The organism is Micromonospora sp. PRAS1, from assembly GCF_059553435.1.
The window spans coordinates 1-18312 of record NZ_JCANNB010000029.1 but is presented as its reverse complement, the minus strand read 5'-3'; the positions used below and the strand labels follow the sequence as shown (position 1 = coordinate 18312).

Genomic DNA, 18312 nt, shown 5'->3' with positions numbered 1-18312 from the left:
GCGGTGGTAAGGGTCAGGCCCGGCGCACCGGCAGTTGCAGTTCGGTGACCCCCTTGTCGGGCTCGTCCGGGCAGTACTCCAGGTAGAACTCGCGGGCGAAGCCGTCGGCTCGCCAGCCGTTCGCCTCGATCCACCGGGCCAGCACCTGGAGGCTCTGGTCGGCGGTGGCCATCGGGCCGTGATGGATCGTCGTCGCCGCGGTGATCGCCGGCAGCTCCACCACTGTCACGTCGTGGCCCGCCGCGTCGGCGTCGATGCCCACTCCGGCGTGCACGACCACGGCCTCACCCTCGTCGGCCGCGTCGTACCAGGCCAGCGCCGGCCCGCCGGGGCGGACGTCGGCGGCCTCCAGCCGCCGGAACAGCTCCGGGTAGAGCGGCGTCAGGGCGGGCCCGATGTCCGCCCCGTCGTAGCTCTCCGCGACCGCGGAGAGCGCCGCGACCCGGATCGGCGAGATTTCCTTGAGTACGACTTCCTGGCTGGTCATCCGACCCTCCGTCTCGATCATGTGGAGTCTCGCCTCGACGCCGGCCAGGCGGGCGGTGTCCGCCGCCATCTGCGCCGCCAACTGGGCACGCCGCAGCCGCAGCATGCCACGCAGCTCGGTGCTGTCGACCGCTTCGTCGAGGATCGCCCCCACCTGGCTGAGGGTCAGCCCCAGCTCCTTGAGGGCGATCACCCGGTTCAGCCGGCCCAGTTGGGCGGCCGTGTAGTAGCGGTAGCCGCTGTGCGGGTCGACGGCGGCCGGGCGGAGCAGCCCGATGCTGTCGTAGTGCCGCAGCATCCGTACCGACACCCGGCCCAGGTTGGCGAAGTCTCCGATGGTCAACATGGTCCCTCCAAGGTCGGCGCTGACACGGTGTCAGAGTCAACCCCGGGCCACCGGTCATCGCGACGGCTCCTTGCTCCAACCAGGACGGTCAGCCGGTACGACGGGGCCCTGCCGGGCGGAGCCAGACCTTATGATCATGAACTTCGTATCCGTACCCGGGGAGGTATTTTGTTCCGTCCCAACACCATTCGCCGATCCCGGCGCCTGCTCGCGGTGGCCACCGTGGTCACGACCGGGCTGGCCCTGATCGGTGCCGGCCCGGCGACGGCGGTGGAACCCGCAGCCGAACCGCTCGCGCTGGTCTCCGACGACGGCAGCGTCACCACCCTCGCGGAGCTCGGGCTGCCGTCGCTGCGGGCGCTGCCCGTCACCGGTGCCGCCTCCGGCTTCGCCGGCACTGGCGTCACCGGCAACGACGGTGCCGACCACACCGTCGATCCTACGGTTCACGAGACCGTGGACGGCCCGGAGCCGGGCGGCCCCGGGACCATGTCGGTAATCGGCACCGACGGCCGGGCCCGCACCACGCCGACCACGAACGCCATGATGCACCGGGCGGTGGTCATGCTGACCACCGAGTCGGACGGGACGCGGCACAAGTACTGCAGCGGCTGGCTCTTCGGGGCCGACACGGTCATCACCGCCGGACACTGCGTCTACAACCGGAGCACCGGGAAGTGGCGGAACTCGACCGGGCTGCTCCGGGTCTGGCCCGGCCGGGACGGCACGGCATCCCCGTACGGCTCGTGCACCGTGCGGTCGCTGCACACCGTGACCGGCTGGACCGAGCGGGGCGACCCCAACTACGACATCGGGGCGATGAAGCTCAACTGCACGGTGGGGAACACGACCGGCTGGCCGGGAATCTGGACCACCACCGCCTCCCTGGACAACGTCACCGTGTTCGTGCGCGGGTATCCGGGCGACAAGACCTACGGCACCCAGTGGTGGCACGGCGACATCGTGTCGCACAGCGCCGAGAAGAGGCTGTACTACCGGGTCGACACGGCGGGCGGCCAGAGCGGAAGCCCGGTGTACAACCAGACCACCGGCAACGCGTGCACCTGCGTGCTGGCCATCCACGCCTACGGCACCAGCGGCACCAGCAGCTCGAACAGCGGTCCCCGGATCACCCGGGACGTCGCCGACCTGCTGTGGGTCTGGCGTGACCGCTAGGCCCCGAGTCGCAGGCCGGGTCTCCCCGCGCCGGGCGCCGGTCCGGCCGGTTCGCCGGTTCAGCCGGGCAGTGGTGCCTCGTCGCCCCGGTTCCGGCGCGGGGAGACCAGCCGACGGACCATCGGGGCGGCGTTCCACTTTGCCGCGCCCACCAGGTCACGGGCGTGCTCCAGCACCGTGTAGTCCGGCCGGGCCCGACCGGCGGCGATCGCCGCGTCCAGGTCGTTGTCGCAGCGCATCAGCACGCTGTCGAAGTCGCGGCGCACCGGCTCCAGCAGGTGGTAACCGAACGAGCGGTGCAGCCGGGCGAAGAGCGGCTTGTAGAGCCGGGCCCGCTCGTGCAGCCCCGAGGAGTACGACATCGGATTCTTCGGCCGCCGCCGGATGTAGTCGGGCAGCAGGTCGGCGAAGGCGCGGCGGATGATCCACTTTTCCTGGCCGTCGCGCATCTTCAGCTCGATCGGCAGCCGCATCGCCAGCTCGACAAGCGCCAGGTCGAGGAAGGGCACCCGGGTCTCCACGCCGAAACCCATGCTGGTCCGGTCGACCCGCTGCAACTCCGTACGGCAGAGGTTGCGGATCTTGTGCAGGAAGAGCCGCCGGGACGCCTCCGGCCCGACCTCGTGGTACATCGGGTAGCCGCCGAACAGCTCGTCCGAGCCGTCACCGGTGATCGCGACCTTGACCCCCAGCTCCGCCAGCCGGCGGAAAATCGGCACCGACACCACCGCGTTGATGATGTCGCCGTACTCGGTCAGCTCGGAGATCCGGATCGCCTCCCGGATCTCGGGTAGCCGGATGTCGCGCGGACGCAGCTCGATCACCTCGTGCGGCACGCCGAGTTCCCGGGCCAGCCGTCGGGCGTACGCCACGTCGGGGCTCTCCGGCACCCCGATCGTGACCGCGACACAGTCCGGATGCAGCTGGGCCGCGTGCAGCAGCGCCAGCGAGCTGTCCAGCCCGCCGGAGAGCACCACGCCCACGGTCAGGTCGGTGTCCAGCCGGATCCGGATGCTGTCGGTGAGGGCGGTCCGGACGAGCAGGGCGGCCTCGTCCGGGTCGGTCACCACCGGGGCATCCGCGCCGAGGGAGAGCAGATCCACGTACGGGCGCAGCTGGACCTGCCGATCGGCGTCGACCCAGCCGTGGTGCCCCGGCGGCACCTCGACCACTGGCGCGCCCACCCGGACCAGCGCCTTGACCTCGCTGGCGAGGTGCAGGCAGCCCGGGGTCCGCGACCAGTACAGCGGCTTCACCCCGAGCGGATCCCGCACCAGGTACGCCCGCCCGGTGGCCCGTTCCACCACGGCGAAGGCGTACTCGCCGCGCAGCCGGCCCACCAACTGCTCGCCCCACTGCTCGAAGGCGGCGAGCACCACCTCGGTGTCGCTGGCGCTGCGGAACTGGTGGCCCAGGCCGCTGAGTTCGGCGCGCAACTCGTGGTGGTTGAAGACCTCGCCGTTGTAGCAGAGCAGCCAGCGTTCGTCGGCCGAGATCCAGGGCTGCACCGCCCGGTCCCGGTCCACCACCCGCAGCCGCCGGGTGCCGGCGAGCAGGCCGCTCTCGTACCGCGTCTCGGTGACCTCGCCGCGCGGGGCGAGGGTGCCGAGCATCCGCCGGAAGATCGTCGGGTCGGCTTCCGGGCCGAGGCTGAGCACGATGCCACACATGGCTCAGCTCCCCATCTCGGCTTCGTACGCCCGGCGCAGCCGCAGCGTCGCGGTGGGGGCGAGGCAGATGTGCCAGGCCTGGCCCTCGTCGACCACGTTGAGTTCACCGGCCCGCTGCCGGTCGAGCAGCAGCCCGGCCAGGACGTCCCGGGCACCGAAGCGGCGGTACCAGGACATCTCCAGGTCCACCGCCCAGCCCAGGCAGTGCCCGCTTGGCACCATCGCGGCGTACCCGAGGCGGCGCAGCCGGTGCTGGTGCTCGGCGCTGCGAACCAGGCTGGTCACCCAGAGCGGTGGGGTGCCCGCCGGTGCAGCGGCGGCGAACTCGCGGCCGACGTCGTTGAGCAGGGCGATCACCTCACGGCGGGCCCGGCGGAAGAGCAGACCGGCGGTACGCGGGGTGGCGTCCGGCAGCACCCGGCGGCGCAGCGCCCGTACGCCCCGACCGACGATCGTGCGGGGCTGCTCGGTGTAGCGGAACCGCAGCAGGCCTCGACGGCGCAGCCACTCCAGGTCGACCAGTTCCGGGCTGTGGTGCACGTCGGCGTCGGTCTGGAAGGTGCCCGCGTCCCGCCACCACATGACGTCGATGCGGGACAGCAGGTAGATGCGGACCAGCGCGGTCAGGTCGGTGGCCGAACTACGCGCGTTCGGCTGGTAGCGCGCCATCTCCAGCAGCAGGGTCTCCCGGGCACCGACCAGCCCCTGGGCGGTGGCGTCGAGCACCGCGGCGATGGCCGGTTCCCGCAGTCGCTGGTCGATCAGCACCTGGCGGGCCCTGGTACTGCCCGCCCCGGCCAGCGCGCCCACCTCCACCAGCAGGTCGGTCACCGCGTCGCGGTACGCCTCCAGGTCCGGTGCGACGGTGGCGGTCGGCTGCGGCCGTCCGGCCTGCGCGCGGCGGCGGGCCGGGGCTGGTGGGCCCGGCTGCTGTCTCGGGCTACGGCTGGGCACACGCATGGTCGGGTCCTCTCTCCGTCGCGACATCACGGCGTATGTCACCCTCTGCGACACCGTAATCACGCGAGACGGGAGAAGTCCGAACAATCCTCCCGTATTCCTCGGAAGAGGTCAGGACGGTTCATTCGGGAGTCAGGGATCCGGCGGAGCATCCGGTGCCCGGTCGACCGGGCGGCTCCAGCGGGGCATCTTCAGGATGGTGAGGATGTCGCGGGCGACGGTCGCCACGGCGCAGTCCGGCGTGCGGCAGTGCGGGCAGCGGCCATCGGAGCCTGGCTGGTGGTCGCGTAGGACCCAGCGGGCGGTAAGCGTGAGGCGATTGAGGATCTGTGCCCGGGTGAGGAACGGTGCGGTCATGCCCGGCCCACCCCGAGGGCGGCGGCCAGGGCGACGATCGTGGCCGGGGCGTCGGGGAAGCGGAGGGTCTCGGCGATCAGGTGCCGGGCGGCAGGCCGTTGGCGCACCTCGGCCGGGGCGGTCCGGTCGGCTTCCAGCAGCAGTCGGGCGGCGTTGACCGGGTCGGCCGCCTGAAGATAGGCCCGAACCGCGTCGATCAGGTGCGCGGCGCGGTGCTCGGGCGGCAGCCACCGCCATCCGTCGCGTCTGACGGCTTCCTCGTGTCGGGCGATGGCGTCGTCTGTCGTACCCGATTCGATGGCGACCGTGACCCGGGCGAGCGCCACGGCTGTCGGTCCGAAGTTGGTGTGCTGGTGGTCGGTGCCGTCGCCGACCTCGGCGGCCAGGTCGGCGGCCTCGTCGGCACGGGCGGCGGCGGCCCGCTCGTCGCCGTGCCGGGCCGCCGCGAGCGCCGCCTGCACCAGCAGCGTCCCGCACAGCGACAGCCGCGCCCCGTCGAGGTCACCCTGCCCGATCCGGTACGCCGCAGCCACCGTCGCCGCCCCCGCCGCCCGCGCCCGCCCGGTGGCCCGCAGCACCTCACCAAGCTGCACGGTCGCCGCGGCCACCAGCACCGGATCCCCGTCGGCGACGCTCATCGCCCGATCGGCGGCCAGCCACCCCAACTCGCTCTCGCCGAGCTTGACCAGCAGCGCGGCGGTGATCCGGTACGCCTCCACCAACGCCCGCCGACCCGCCGCTGGAGCGTGCGCGTAACTCCGCTGCGCCCCCGCCACCAACCCCGGCAGCGCATCGATCAACGTCGGATACCGGGCATGCTGAAAACTCGTCCAGGCATGCCCCAGACTGCGCGCCACCCGAGCTGCGTCCGGCATTTCCCGCCGCGCCGCCGGCCAGCCCACCACACCGTCGTACGCGGACAGCGCCGCCCCGATCAACTCCACCCCCTCGACCCGCCTGGTCGTCTCGGTGGGCCGGCTCTCCTGGTTCACGAGCAGCGTCTGGTCGATGCGCAGCGCGGCGGCGATCTCCCGCAACGTGGAGACCTTGTCCAGCGCCCGCACCCCACGCTCCACCTTGTCGACCCAGCTTTTCGACTTTCCGAGCCGATCAGCGAACACCTGCTGCGACATCCTCCGCCGCACCCGCCAATACGCCACCCGCCGCCCGATCGGCACCTCACTCCCCGCGCCGGTGAGCCTCTGCTTGTCAAGTTGATTGATCGGTTTAATTCGACTGCCCTCCTGCACTCGGCGCGAGTGGTTTGGATCGACGCTGGTTTGCCGGAGCTGTCCTCGGAGGTGTCCGCCGTGGGGGCAGCGCTGACGTCCACCCCCACGGCGGCACTCGCCGGGCCTGCGTTTGCCGAACGAAGGACCGTGGCGGCTTCGATGTTAGACACCTTTGGTACCTAAGGCAATGATGGTCTTGAAGGCGGGTATGCGGCGTGTTCCGATGGGAGTGCCGAACGAAGGAAGTTTCGACATGCCCATACCAACCGGTGGCTACCGCGAGGTTGCCGAGGACATGACCGCTCGGATCAAGAGCGGGGAGTACGGCCCCGGCGACCGGTTACCGACCTACCGAGAGCTTTCCGACCTGTACCAGGTCAGCGTCACTACCGTGCAGCGAGCGGTGATCATCCTGCAGGACCGTGGCTTGGTAGTTGGTCTACAGGGCCGAGGCCTGTGGGTGGCCGAGCGCCAAGGGCGCGAGTCGTGAAGGGCCGCTACTACTCCGGCGCCACCCGAGCACTGATCGCACCGCCGACGGCCGTCGGGTCAACTTGACCCGGCGGCCGTCGGTAGGTCACAGCCAGCCGTGTTCCCGGGCGAGGCGGACGGCCTCGGCGCGGTTGTCGACGCCCAGCTTCTGCACGGCGATGGCCAGGTAGTTGCGGACCGTGCCGGCGGAGAGGTGCGCCCGGCGGGCGATCGTGGCGACCGGTGACCCGTCCTCGGCCAGCCGCAGCGTCTCCAGCTCGCGCGGGGTCAGCGGGCACGGCGGGATGGTCAGCGCGTCCGCCGCGAGCGCCGGGTCGACGTACCGGCCACCGGCGTGCACCCGGCGGATGACGTCGGCCAGCGCGCCACCCGGCGCACCCTTGGGTAGGAAGCCCCGGGCCCCGGCGGTCAACGCACGGGCCAGGTGCGGTGGACGCCCCTGACCGGTGAGGATCACCACCGCGCAGGCCGGCAGCGCCCGGGCGAGTTCGGCGGCGACCTGGAAGCCGTCCCGCCGGGGCATGGCCAGGTCGACCACTGCCACGTCGGGCCGGTGCGCCAGGGCGGCGGTGACCGCCGAGTCCCCGTCGGCCGCCTGGGCGACGACCGTCAGGTCCTCCTCCAGATCGAGCAGGGCCGCCAGGGCGGTGCGGATCAGCTCCTCGTCGTCGGCGAGCAGGACCCGGATCATGCGGCGGTCGGTACGGTCGCCTCGAGGGTGAAGACACCGTCGGCGCAGCGGGTACGCAGCTGTCCGCCGACCGGGGCGAGCCGCTCCGCCAAGCCGCGCAGGCCGTGGCTGTGCCGATCCCGTTCCGCCGGGGCGGTCACCCCGTCGTTGGTCACGGTCATCCGGGCCACGTCGTCCTCCTGAGCGATCTCGATCCGGCACCAGCCGGCCCGGCTGTGCCGCAACACGTTCGTGCCCGCCTCGCGCAGCACCGCCGCGAGCTGGGTGGCCGCCTCCGCCGGCAGGACCGCCGCTGGCGCCACGACCGTGCACCGTACGCCGGAGGAACGCAGCACCTCCCCCACGGCGGTGAGCTGCTCGGCGAGATCGACCCGGCGGTAGCCGTGCACGGCCCGGCGTAGTTCGGCCAGCGCGGTGGCCGCCAGCCGCTGTGCCTCACCGGCCTCCCGGCCGGCGCGGGCCGGGTCGTCGGCCGCCAACCGGGCCGCCAGTTCGGCCTTGAGGGCGATCACGGTCAGGTGGTGCCCGAGCAGGTCGTGCACGTCCCCGGCGAAACGCAGCCGCTCCTGCGCGGCGACCAGCCGGGCCTGGGCCGCCCGGCCCTGTTCGGCCTGCACGAGCAGCCGCCAGAACCAGACCTGGAAGCCGTTGATCGCGGCCACGCCCGACCCGACCACGCCGGTGACCAGCAACGACCGGCCGATCGACGCTCCGGTGGCGGCGGCCACCGCCCCGGACACCGCGACGGTGACCAGCGCCACCGGCAGCACCAGGCGGAACGGGCCCAGCAGCGGCACGCCGCCGATCACGGCCACCCCCAGCCAGGCCCAGGTGGGCCAGGTACCGGCCGCGACCGGTGCGAGCAGCGGCACGCTGAGCAGCGCCACCACGGCGTACCCGAGACGCAGCCGACGACGCAGCGGCTCGGCCGGCCCGGGAGAGACCGCGGCAGCCAGCGCCACCGCGAGCACCAGCGAGAACGCGGCGAGCCCGAACGCGCCCGACGCCACCCGCCAGGCGACCGGTTCCCGGGCCAGCCCGACCGCCGGCAGCAGCAGGGTGGCGGCCATCCCGGCGGCGAGCGAGACCAGCGTCGCCGTCCGGGCGCGGAACAGGGTCCGGCCACCCGCCGGCGGCGCGGTCGTCGGGGTAGCGCGGGCCGGCTGCACGATCGCCAGGGTAGGGCGGGCCGCCGCACCTGTGGAAGCGGCGGATCGCCCGGTCCGGCCGGGCAGCACGCCCGGAAGACCTGTGACACCGGGTGGCTGGTTCCCGCGCCCGTACGCCACGACGCTCGACGGCATGACAGAGCTGACCTCCGCCGCCCCCACGATTCCCGGACACCGGGCCGGACCCGCGCGATACCTCCGGTCCCGGCCCCTGCTGCGGCACCTGCTGGAGATGGTGCCGGCGATGGTGGCGGCGGTGCTGCGCCGGCGCGCCGAGTACGCCAAGCACCCGGCCGCGCGTTCCGCCCCGCGACATCCGCTGGTGCGGGTGCTGGCGCATCGTTGGCCGGCCGGACTGGCGCTGCTGATGACCGCCGACAACTGGACCTCGCCGGCCCTGCTCGGCGCGTACACGCTGCTGGTCCTGCCGGTCGGTTATCTGGTCATCGGCACCGTACGCCGGCAGTGGCGCATCGCCGGCAACCTCCCGATCCAGCTCGCCCACCTGGCCGGATGGGGATCGTTGGCCCTGGTCGCCGCGCTGCTGGGCGGCACCGCCGGGCAGTGGGTCGTGGCGCTCGGCTGGCTGGCCCACTCCGGGTGGGACTGGTTCGACCACCGCACCCGACGGGTGGTGCCGCGCGCCTACGCCGAGTGGTGCGGAGTCCTCGACGCCGTGCTGGGGATCACCATCATCCTGGCCCTGCTCGCCACCTGACGCCGACCGGCCGGGCGACGGGGCCGCCGGTGGCGGTCTCCCGCCGGGCGACAGGGCCGCCGGTGGCGGTCCCGCCCACATGTTGCGGTGGTCGCCGCAGCGGACCCGTGGGCGTGATGAAAAGCTTGACCCCATGAGTTCCACGCCCGTACCCCCGGACCCCATCGGCGACCCGCCCCTCTTCACGGACCTCGGCCTGCGGCCCGAGCTGCTCGCCGCGCTCGCCACGCTCGGCTACGAGGAGCCGACCCCGATCCAGCGGGAGGCCATCCCTCCACTGCTGGCCGGCCGGGACCTGCTCGGGCAGGCGGCGACGGGCACGGGTAAGACGGCCGCGTTCGCCCTGCCGGTGCTGCAACGGATGCCGGACGACCGGCCGGACGGCAATCCCGTCGCGCTGGTGCTGGTGCCCACGCGCGAGCTGGCGGTGCAGGTCTCCGAGGCGTTCCACCGCTACGGCAAGGACCTCGGCACCCGGGTGTTGCCGATCTACGGCGGGCAGCCGATCGGCCGGCAGCTGCGGGCCCTGGACGCCGGGGTCGACGTGGTGATCGCCACCCCGGGCCGGGCACTGGATCACATCGCCCGGGGCACGCTGCGCCTGGGCGACGTCGGCACGGTGGTGCTGGACGAGGCCGACGAGATGCTCGACATGGGCTTCGCCGAGGACATCGAGGCGATTCTCGAACACGCTCCGCAACAGCGGCAGACGGTCCTCTTCTCGGCGACCATGCCGGCCCGCATCGACGGGATGGCCCGGGCGCACCTGACCGACCCGGTACGCATCCTGATCGCCCGTGAGCAGCCGGTTGCCGGCGAGGCTCCCCGGGTGCGGCAGAGCGCGTACCTGGTGGCCCGGGCACACAAGCCGGCCGCACTGGGCCGGGTACTGGACGTGGAGTCGCCCACCGCGGCGATCGTGTTCTGCCGCAGCCGGGAGGAGGTCGACCGGCTCACCGAGACGATGAACGGGCGCGGCTACCGGGCCGAGGCGCTGCACGGCGGGATGAGTCAGGAGCAGCGGGACCGGGTGATGGGGCGGCTGCGCGCCGGCACCGCCGACCTGCTGGTCGCCACCGACGTCGCCGCTCGCGGGCTGGACGTCGAGCAGCTCAGCCACGTGGTCAACTACGACGTGCCGTCGGCTCCCGAGTCGTACGTGCACCGCATCGGCCGGGTGGGCCGGGCCGGCCGGGAGGGGGTCGCGATCACCCTGGCCGAGCCCCGGGAGCACCGGATGCTCAAGACCATCGAGCGGGTCACCGGGCAGCGGATCACGATCGACAAGATCCCCACCGTGGCCGACCTGCGTACCCGCCGACTGGAACTGACCCAGGCCGCATTGCGGGAGAGCCTGCTCGAGGACGACCTGGAGCCGTTCCGGGTGATCGTCGAGACGCTGAGCGACGAGTTCGATCTGATGGAGGTGGCGCTCGCCGCGGTCAAGTTGGCGCACGAGGCGAGCCTGCCCGGCTCCGACGAGGCCGAGGAGGAGATCCCGCAGGTCGCGGTCCGCTCGCCACGGCCGGCCCGCCCCGAGTACGAGGGACGGGGCGAGCGTCGGGGCGGACGGCCCCGCGCCGGTGGCATGACGCAGGTCTTCGTGGGGCTGGGCCGGCGCGCCGGGGTCCGTCCGCAGGATCTGGTCGGTGCGATCACCGGAGAGACCAGGGTGAACGGGCGCGAGATCGGCTCGATCGAGATCGCCGACCGCTTCTCGCTGGTGGAGGTGCCCAACGCGGTCGCCGAAGAGGTGATCGCGGGGCTGCGCGGCAGCACCATCAAGGGCCGTCGAGCCACGGTGCGCCGCGACCGCGACACCCGCGCCTAGGGTTTGTCGATAAGGGCAAGCCCTTGCTCCGCGGTAGCCGCGGAGCAAGGGCCCCTTCTTACCACTCAGGCGGCGGTGAGGTGCTCGCCGCCCAGCGACGCCGGGTCGATCTCGGCCGGGCGCAGCGCCAGGGCGAGTACGTCGGCGACGTCGGCCAGGGTGTGGATGCTCAACGCCTCGCGTACCTCGGTGGGCAGGTCGTCGAGGTCCGGCTCGTTACGGGCCGGAATGATCACCTCGGTCAGGCCGGCCCGGTGCGCGGCGAGCAGCTTCTGCTTCACCCCGCCGATGGGCAGCACCCGCCCGGAGAGCGTCACCTCGCCGGTCATCCCGAACTCGGGGCGTACCGGGCGACCGCTTGCCAGCGAGGCCAGGGCGGTGACCATGGTGATGCCGGCGCTGGGGCCGTCCTTGGGCACCGCGCCCGCCGGCACGTGCAGGTGGATCCGCCGCCCGGCCAGGGCGTTCGGGTCCAGGCCGAGCCGACGGCCGTTTGCGCGCAGGTAGGAGAGCGCGATGTGCGCCGACTCCTTCATCACGTCGCCGAGCTGACCGGTGAGGGTCAGCCCCGGCTCACCCTCCATGCTTGTCGCCTCGATGAACAGCACGTCGCCGCCGGCACCGGTGACCGCCAGGCCGGTGGCCACGCCCGGCACCGCGGTACGCTCCGCCGACTCCGGCGTGTGCTTCGGCCGGCCGAGGTAGCGGACCAGGTCGTCGGCGCCGACGCGGACCGGCGTCGGATCGTCGGTGAGCGCCACCGCGACCTTACGCATGATCTTCGCGAGGGCGCGTTCCAGCTGCCGTACGCCGGCCTCCCGGGTGTACTCCCCCGCGATCCGGCCGAGGGCCGACTCGTCCACCTCGACCTCGTCGGCGGTCAACCCGCCCCGTTCCCGCTGCCGGGGCAGCAGGTGGTCACGGGCGATGGCGACCTTCTCGTCCTCGGTGTAACCGTCCAGGGTGACCAGTTCCATCCGGTCCAGCAGCGGGCCGGGGATGGTCTCCACCACGTTGGCGGTGGCCAGGAAGAGCACGTCGGAGAGGTCGAGATCGACCTCCAGGTAGTGGTCGCGGAAGGTGTGGTTCTGCGCCGGGTCGAGCACCTCCAGCAGAGCGGCGGCGGGGTCGCCCGCGTAGCCCACGGAGAGCTTGTCCACCTCGTCGAGCAGTACGACCGGGTTCATCGAACCGGCCTCGCGCAGCGCCCGGACGATCCGGCCGGGCAGCGCGCCCACGTAGGTGCGCCGGTGACCCCGGATCTCGGCCTCGTCCCGGATGCCGCCGAGGGAGACCCGGACGAACTTCCGGCCGAGTGCCCGGGCGACCGATTCGCCGAGGCTGGTCTTGCCCACGCCGGGCGGGCCGGCCAGGGCGAGCACGGCACCTGAGCCGCGACCGCCGACCACGCCGAGGTCACGCTCGGCCCGCCGGTTGCGCACCGCGAGATACTCCAGGATGCGGTCCTTCACATCGGACAGTCCGGCGTGGTCGGCGTCGAGCACGGCCCGCGCCGCGACCAGGTCGGTGTTGTCCTCGGTACGCGTGCTCCACGGCATCTCCAGCACCGTGTCGAGCCAGGTACGGATCCAGCCCGCCTCCGGCGAGGCGTCGCTGGCCCGCTCCAGCTTGCCGACCTCGCGCAGCGCCGCCTCGCGTACCTTCTCGGGCAGGTCGGCGGCCTCGACCCGGGCGCGGTAGTCGGCGGAGCCGTCCGGGGCGTCCTCGCCGAGTTCCTTGCGGATCGCGGCGAGCTGCTGGCGCAGCAGGAACTCCCGCTGCGACTTCTCCAGCCCCTCGCGTACGTCGGAGTTGATCTGCTCGGTGACCTCCTGCTCGGCCAGGTGGTCCCTGACCCAGCCGACGAGCAGTTCCAGCCGGGTGGTGACATCCGGCGCGGCCAGCAGTTCGGTCTTCTGCGCCAGGCTGAGCCAGGGCGCGTAGCCGGCCGAGTCGGCCAGCTCGGAAAGGTCGGTCATCCGCTCCACCGCGTCGATGACCTGCCACGCGCCCCGCTGCTGGAGTACGGAGGTCACCAGGGCGCGGTATTCGCGGGCAAGTTCCCGGGCCTTGCCCGCCGGGGCGGGTTCGTCGATCTCGGTCGCCTCGACCCAGAGGGCCGCGCCGGGGCCGGGCACGCCAACCCCGATCCGGGCGCGGGCGAGGCCGCGGATCACGGCCGCCGGCTCGCCGCTGGGCAGCCGGCCGACCTTCTCGATTGTGGCGATCGCGCCGACGGAGCCGTACTCCCCGTCGAGGCGGGGCACGGCGAGCAGCCTGCCTTCGCCGGTGGCGCGGGCCGCGTCGACCGCGGCCTGGGTGGTCGGGTCGAGGGTCACCGGGATGACCATGCCGGGCAGCAGCACGGCGTCGGTCAGTGGAAGTACCGGAAGGGTTGCCATCGAACACCTGCTATCGCGTTGGGTTGAGCGTGTATGGCTCAAGTCGCGACGAGCCACCGATGTTCCTCGTTGTGACCCAGGACACCACCCGACCGCGCCGGAGACCTTCGGAAGCCCCAACAACGGCATCTCCGGCGCGACCGCGACCCAGAATCGGGATTTCGATGCCGCGCAAAACGCAGACAGTAAGACATAGCTTTTCTTGCGCAATTGCCGGGTGATGAGTCAAAATTTGATCCACACCCCCCGAACACAAGGAGTAATCGGCGATGGCGAGAAAAGTAATCACGGTGCTTACCGACGACCTCGACGGCGGAAAGGCCGACCGCACGGTCGAGTTCAGCCTGGACGGCGTCGCCTACACCATTGACGTCTCGGACGAGAACGCGGGCGTCCTGCGCAAGTCGCTGGATCCGTTTATCAATGCCGGCCGGCGACTCGGCCGTGGCGGTGTCGACACCCCCCGTAACCCTCGCCGCACCGCGGGCCCGGCCGCGCCGGGAATGAACCGCGAGCAGAACCGCGCCATCCGGGAATGGGCCGTCAGCAACGGCTACAAGATTTCCGAGCGGGGTCGCATCCCGGTCGAGGTGGTCGAGGCGTACAAGAACCGCTGAACAACCGCGTGCGGCCGACCTCACCCGAAGGCCGGCCGAGCGGTACCCGGCGAACATGGGATGGGGCCGTCCGGAGTGAATCCGGACGGCCCCACAGTTTCTCGCGTCAGTTCAGTTCACGGCGTCAGTTGACGTTGATCCGCACCGCGTCGAAGGCGGGGGTCTGGTTGGCCCGCTCCGACATCGGGATGCGGTGCGAACCGTCACCGGCCCAGACCGCGCACTGTGCGGTACCCGACTCCGGCAGACCCGGGACCTGGATGACCACGCTGTCCGGCTGGCGGCCACCGCCACCGTCCTCGGTGGCCACGAAGAAGGCCGGCACCGGCTCCGGCGCCGGCGCCTCGTTGGTGTTGTTCAGCATCCGGCAGGCGGTGTGGAAGTGACCGCGGGTCAGCCCCTCGCCGTTGAGCAGCGAGCTCTCCAGGTAGTAGCCACCCTGACCGGCCGGCAGGAAGCGGTCCCGGATCAGGTTGCGGGTGCTCACCCGAAGGGTGAAGCCCTCGTTGCGGTTGACCTGCTGCGGGAACTCGGTGATCAGCAAAGACGGGTTGTTGGCCGCGGCACCGACCTCGCCGAAGGCGGTGCTGATGCAACGGTTGCCGTTCTGGAAGCCGTCGTGCGGCTGGAGCTGGCTGTTCTCGCAGTTGTTGGCGAGCACATCGAGGCCGTTGTTGCCGTTGTTGGGGTTCTCGCCCCCGTTGTTACCGCCGTTGTTGTCGCCGCCGCCGTTGTTACCGCCGTTGTTGCCGCCGTTGTTGTTGTTGACCGGCTGCACCTGGCAGGCGGCCAGGTTGGCGAGACCGCGCGGCCGCGGACCGAACCGGTCGATGGCGATGGTGATCCGGTCGAGGGTCGCCCGACGCTTGCTGGCCAGCGGGCCGAGGATGGTGTTGTTGATGAACGCCTCGCCCTTGTTGCCCTCGGCGGCGAGGCGCTGGTCAGCCTCGGTGATCTGGGTCTGCAGCTGAGCCAGGTTGCGGTCCACCTCGGCGCGGGCCCGATCCGGCACCTGCGGCAGCCGGCTCACCACGTCCGGGCAGGCCACGGCAACCGCACCGGTGGTCGCACCCCCGGTGCCGTTGCGGGTCTCCTGACATTCCTCGACGGTCTGCTGTCCGTCACCCCAGTGGTTGGTCACCCAACGACCGTTCTGGAAGGTACGGGTGGTGGTGGCACCACGAGCGGTCGGCGCGGTGGCACCCGGGCTCGGCGCCACACATTCGGCCGATACCGGCCGGGTCTGCTTGTTCGGCCGTCGGTCACCGGCCGACGAGATCTGGGTCACGGCGACCACGCCGCCGAAAACGGCAAGCGTGGCACCGACTGCCAGAAGTCGTTTGGTCCGCGCGTTACCGGATGGCCGGCGCGACCGGGGGGACCTGCGCATCGAATTGCTCTCCTTCTCGATCCGGTACCTGATTCGTGACTCGACGGACCGAACGGAATCGTGGTGGCACGCTCGGCGGACATCCGAGCGGACCGGTGGCACGTCGACTTCCGACGATGCCCTTTCCGCACCGTCTCCCGCGCCTGCCGGTGCGGGTTGGCGAGATCCTGTCCATTCCCGGTGAGGTACGGAGCGCGCGCGACGGGGGTTCAAGGGAACGTGACTTTTTTTTCGGGCCGGCCGGGCGCGACACACGGCGTCTCGGCCGGTCGAGCGTCAGTCCTGACAGAGGTGGTCGTAGCCGAAAGGGTCCACGAGTTCGTCGCGGCGGTCCCGCAGCCGTCGGATGTCGTCGAGAAGTTCGTCCCGACGAACCAGCGGCGAGCCGCCGAGATCCGGCCGCCGGATCCGGTCGCCGACGGCGAGGGCGGCCAGATCCTCGGCAAGCCGGTCCGGATCGATCCCGCAGGCGAGCCGGTACGCGTGCACCGACGCCCGTTCCACCAGGCACTCGCCGGGGCGTACCTCCACCCAACTCCAGCCCTCCGCCGGCCCGTCCACCCACCGGACGTGCAGCCCACGCAGGATCGGGTCCGCCAGCCGCCGCGCCACGTACGCCTCGACCGCCTCGGTCCGGGCGAGCGCGCCGAGATCGTTCACCGCACCGGTCCGTCCGTCGGGCAGCCGACCCACGATGTCGCGGAACCCGACCGCCGGGACGTCCGACCCGGCCGCGCCCGCCGCGTACCGGCGGGCGTCGAGCACGTACGAGACGATGGCCGGCCCGTGCTCGACGGCGCGCAGGGTGGTCGAGACGATCCGGAGCACCGGCAGGCCGACGGCGGCGGCGACCGCCGCCGTCACCCGCTCGGCTCGACGGGCGGACGGGTCGGCGGCCGGGGGCCGGAACTCGACGGCGAACTCCGGTCGGCCGGTCTCCTCGACACAGACCACGAAGTCGAGCAGGCTGCGGCCGGCCATGTTCCACTGATGGCCGGTGAGCCCGGGCGGGCGACGCCGGACCAGGTCGGCCAGGCGCAGACCGCTGTGCACGCGTCGTCCCGCACGGGTCAGCGCCGTACCGCGGCCGACCTCCACCGGAACCATCGACAGCCAGGAATCGTCACCACTGGTCATCGTCGTCCCCACCCAATCCTGCTGCCGACCGACCGAGTCTAGGATGACGATCATGCCTGCCGGCTCGCGCGGTGGGCCGCCGAGGAGGTGGACGGCGTGCGGGTGGTTTCACTGGTGCCGTCACTGACCGAGGCGGTGGCGGTGGCCCTGCCCGGCCTACTGGTTGGCGCCACCGACTGGTGCACCCACCCGACCGGCCTGGACGTACCACGGGTGGGCGGCAGCAAGTACCCCGACCTGGCGCGGGTTCGCGCGCTCCGCCCCGACCTGGTCCTGCTCAACGTCGAGGAGAACCGGCGCGAGGACGCCGCCGCGCTGTCCGCCATGGGCGTACCGATCCGGGTCACCTACCCGCGCACGGTCGACCAGGCACTGACCGAGCTGGCCGATCTGCTCCGCGACCTCGGTGCGTCGGCGGAGCCGGACTGGCTCGTCGCAGCCCGGCGGGCCTGGGCCGGGCTACCGGAGCCCGATCTCCTCCGGCGGGCGGTGATACCGGTCTGGCGACGTCCCTGGGTGGTGCTCGGCACGGACACCTTCGGCGGTGACGTACTCCGCCGGCTCGGTGTCGCCAACATCTACGCCGACCGGTCGGACCGGTACCCCCGGCCGAGCCTGGCGCAGCTGCGCGCCGAGGCACCGGAGCTGATCGTGCTGCCCGACGAGCCGTACCGGTTCACCCGCGACGACGGTCCCGACGCCTTTCCGGGCGTACCCTGCGCTCTGCTCTCCGGACGGCATCTGACCTGGTACGGCCCCTCGCTGGCCGAGGCACCCGCGGTGCTCGCCGCCCAGCTCGACCAGGCCTTCGTCACCGACTGAGTCGCCACCTGATCTTCGTCCGGCTGATCTTCGTCCGGCTGGCCGCAGCGGCCCGCTCCCGCCGGTGACCGCGGCGCGCTCGAAGCGGATGGTCCCGGGTGAGAGGGGTCGAAGGTCCCGCCCGGTCCCGGCCCGGTCGGCCCTGCCGGCACCCGACCCGGCGGGCGTCCAATAGAGATGCCACCGGGACAGCGGTGCGAAGCAGCGAAGGGACGTGGAGACCATGACCGCGATGATGGAGCGGAACACCGCCGCCACCAACACCCGGGCGGCCGAGACCATCCGAGAGCGGGTCACCGGGACGCGGGCCGCCCGCTACCTGCTCGCCGGGCTCCGCCTGGCGCTGGGGTGGATCTTCCTCTGGGCCTTCCTGGACAAGATGTTCGGCCTGGGGCTCGCCACCGAGGCGAAGAACGCCTGGATCAACGGGGGCAGCCCGACCAAGGGCTTCCTGACCTTCGGCGCGGCCGGCCCGTTCCAGGGCTTCTACAACGGCCTCGCCGGCGCCGCCTGGGCCGACTGGTTGTTCATGATCGGTCTGGCGGCCATCGGTACCGCGCTGATGCTCGGCATCGGGGTGCGCGTCGCCGCCGCAGCCGGTGGCCTGATGCTGGTGCTGATGTGGACCGCCGTCCTGCCGCCCGCGAACAACCCCTTCATGGACGACCACCTGGTGTACACCGGGGTGCTCGCCCTGATCGCGGTGACCAACGCGGGCGACACCTGGGGCCTGGGCCGCACCTGGGCGCGGCTGCCGATCGTGCGGCGCTTCGGCTGGCTCCGCTGACCTGATCACCCTCCCCGCGCGGCGGGCGT

General features: G+C 72.1%; 17 protein-coding genes. 7 read left to right on the top strand and 10 right to left on the bottom strand.

Translation table 11 applies throughout. The annotated features are described in order from the left end of the window. Positions 1 to 13: 13 nt before the first annotated feature. Positions 14 to 832 carry a MerR family transcriptional regulator gene (locus AC507J_RS23580; RefSeq protein WP_496291364.1) on the bottom strand — a complete coding sequence of 273 codons (819 nt, stop codon included), beginning with the start codon at positions 830 to 832 and terminating at the stop codon, positions 14 to 16. Positions 833 to 1000: 168 nt separating this feature from the next. Here AC507J_RS23580 and AC507J_RS23575 point away from each other — a divergent pair, with 168 nt between their 5' ends. Beyond that, on the top strand, positions 1001 to 2008 hold the full coding sequence (locus AC507J_RS23575; protein ID WP_496291363.1) for a trypsin-like serine peptidase: 1008 nt from the start codon (positions 1001 to 1003) through the stop codon (positions 2006 to 2008). Positions 2009 to 2067: 59 nt separating this feature from the next. On the opposite strand, the gene AC507J_RS23570 is transcribed toward AC507J_RS23575, so the two are convergent. The 4 genes from AC507J_RS23570 to AC507J_RS23555 form a co-directional block, all read right to left on the bottom strand. Continuing rightward, complete coding sequence (locus AC507J_RS23570) at positions 2068 to 3678, bottom strand: asparagine synthetase B family protein (RefSeq protein WP_496291362.1); 1611 nt, start codon at positions 3676 to 3678, stop codon at positions 2068 to 2070. 3 nt (positions 3679 to 3681) lie between these two features. Next, positions 3682 to 4638 (bottom strand): DUF5715 family protein, encoded by a 957-nt coding sequence (locus tag AC507J_RS23565; RefSeq protein WP_496291361.1) that lies wholly within the window; start codon positions 4636 to 4638, stop codon positions 3682 to 3684. A 132-nt stretch (positions 4639 to 4770) separates the two neighbouring features. Next, entirely contained in the window at positions 4771 to 4995 is a 225-nt protein-coding gene (locus AC507J_RS23560; protein WP_496291360.1) for a hypothetical protein, read from the bottom strand. Further along, positions 4992 to 6155 carry a helix-turn-helix domain-containing protein gene (locus AC507J_RS23555; protein WP_496291418.1) on the bottom strand — a complete coding sequence of 388 codons (1164 nt, stop codon included), beginning with the start codon at positions 6153 to 6155 and terminating at the stop codon, positions 4992 to 4994. Before AC507J_RS23555 ends, AC507J_RS23560 begins: the two co-directional genes overlap by 4 nt. A 259-nt stretch (positions 6156 to 6414) precedes the next feature. Between AC507J_RS23555 and AC507J_RS23550 the strand changes: the two genes are divergently transcribed. Further along, entirely contained in the window at positions 6415 to 6717 is a 303-nt protein-coding gene (locus tag AC507J_RS23550) for a winged helix-turn-helix domain-containing protein (RefSeq protein ID WP_496291359.1), read from the top strand. An 87-nt stretch (positions 6718 to 6804) separates the two neighbouring features. Here AC507J_RS23550 and AC507J_RS23545 read toward each other — a convergent pair whose 3' ends face one another. Together AC507J_RS23545 and AC507J_RS23540 are read right to left on the bottom strand one after the other, a co-directional pair. Next, positions 6805 to 7410, bottom strand: coding sequence for a response regulator (locus AC507J_RS23545; RefSeq protein ID WP_496291358.1), 606 nt, complete (start codon positions 7408 to 7410; stop codon positions 6805 to 6807). After that, positions 7407 to 8579, bottom strand: coding sequence for a sensor histidine kinase (locus AC507J_RS23540; RefSeq protein WP_496291357.1), 1173 nt, complete (start codon positions 8577 to 8579; stop codon positions 7407 to 7409). Before AC507J_RS23540 ends, AC507J_RS23545 begins: the two co-directional genes overlap by 4 nt. A 133-nt stretch (positions 8580 to 8712) precedes the next feature. On the opposite strand from AC507J_RS23540, the gene AC507J_RS23535 reads away from it, so the two are divergent. After that, positions 8713 to 9297 carry a hypothetical protein gene (locus AC507J_RS23535; protein WP_496291356.1) on the top strand — a complete coding sequence of 195 codons (585 nt, stop codon included), beginning with the start codon at positions 8713 to 8715 and terminating at the stop codon, positions 9295 to 9297. Between the two features lie 133 nt (positions 9298 to 9430). Continuing rightward, complete coding sequence (locus AC507J_RS23530; RefSeq protein ID WP_496291355.1) at positions 9431 to 11128, top strand: DEAD/DEAH box helicase; 1698 nt, start codon at positions 9431 to 9433, stop codon at positions 11126 to 11128. Between the two features lie 65 nt (positions 11129 to 11193). On the opposite strand, the gene lon is transcribed toward AC507J_RS23530, so the two are convergent. Further along, positions 11194 to 13530 carry an endopeptidase La gene (gene lon / locus AC507J_RS23525; protein WP_496291354.1) on the bottom strand — a complete coding sequence of 779 codons (2337 nt, stop codon included), beginning with the start codon at positions 13528 to 13530 and terminating at the stop codon, positions 11194 to 11196. Between the two features lie 269 nt (positions 13531 to 13799). Between lon and AC507J_RS23520 the strand changes: the two genes are divergently transcribed. Beyond that, a complete protein-coding gene (locus tag AC507J_RS23520) occupies positions 13800 to 14147 on the top strand; it encodes a histone-like nucleoid-structuring protein Lsr2 (protein WP_496291353.1) in 348 nt (115 codons plus the stop codon). A gap of 124 nt (positions 14148 to 14271) precedes the next feature. Here the strand turns inward: AC507J_RS23520 and AC507J_RS23515 are convergent, their stop codons facing one another. Together AC507J_RS23515 and AC507J_RS23510 are read right to left on the bottom strand one after the other, a co-directional pair. After that, positions 14272 to 15537 (bottom strand): hypothetical protein, encoded by a 1266-nt coding sequence (locus AC507J_RS23515; protein WP_496291352.1) that lies wholly within the window; start codon positions 15535 to 15537, stop codon positions 14272 to 14274. A gap of 276 nt (positions 15538 to 15813) precedes the next feature. Next, a complete protein-coding gene (locus AC507J_RS23510) occupies positions 15814 to 16674 on the bottom strand; it encodes a hypothetical protein (RefSeq protein ID WP_496291351.1) in 861 nt (286 codons plus the stop codon). Between the two features lie 96 nt (positions 16675 to 16770). Between AC507J_RS23510 and AC507J_RS23505 the strand changes: the two genes are divergently transcribed. Further along, the gene (locus AC507J_RS23505) at positions 16771 to 17496 is read left to right on the top strand and encodes a helical backbone metal receptor (protein WP_496291350.1); all 726 of its coding nucleotides are present in this window, start codon (positions 16771 to 16773) and stop codon (positions 17494 to 17496) included. A 214-nt stretch (positions 17497 to 17710) separates the two neighbouring features. After that, positions 17711 to 18283 (top strand): hypothetical protein, encoded by a 573-nt coding sequence (locus AC507J_RS23500; protein ID WP_496291349.1) that lies wholly within the window; start codon positions 17711 to 17713, stop codon positions 18281 to 18283. Positions 18284 to 18312: the final 29 nt, after the last annotated feature.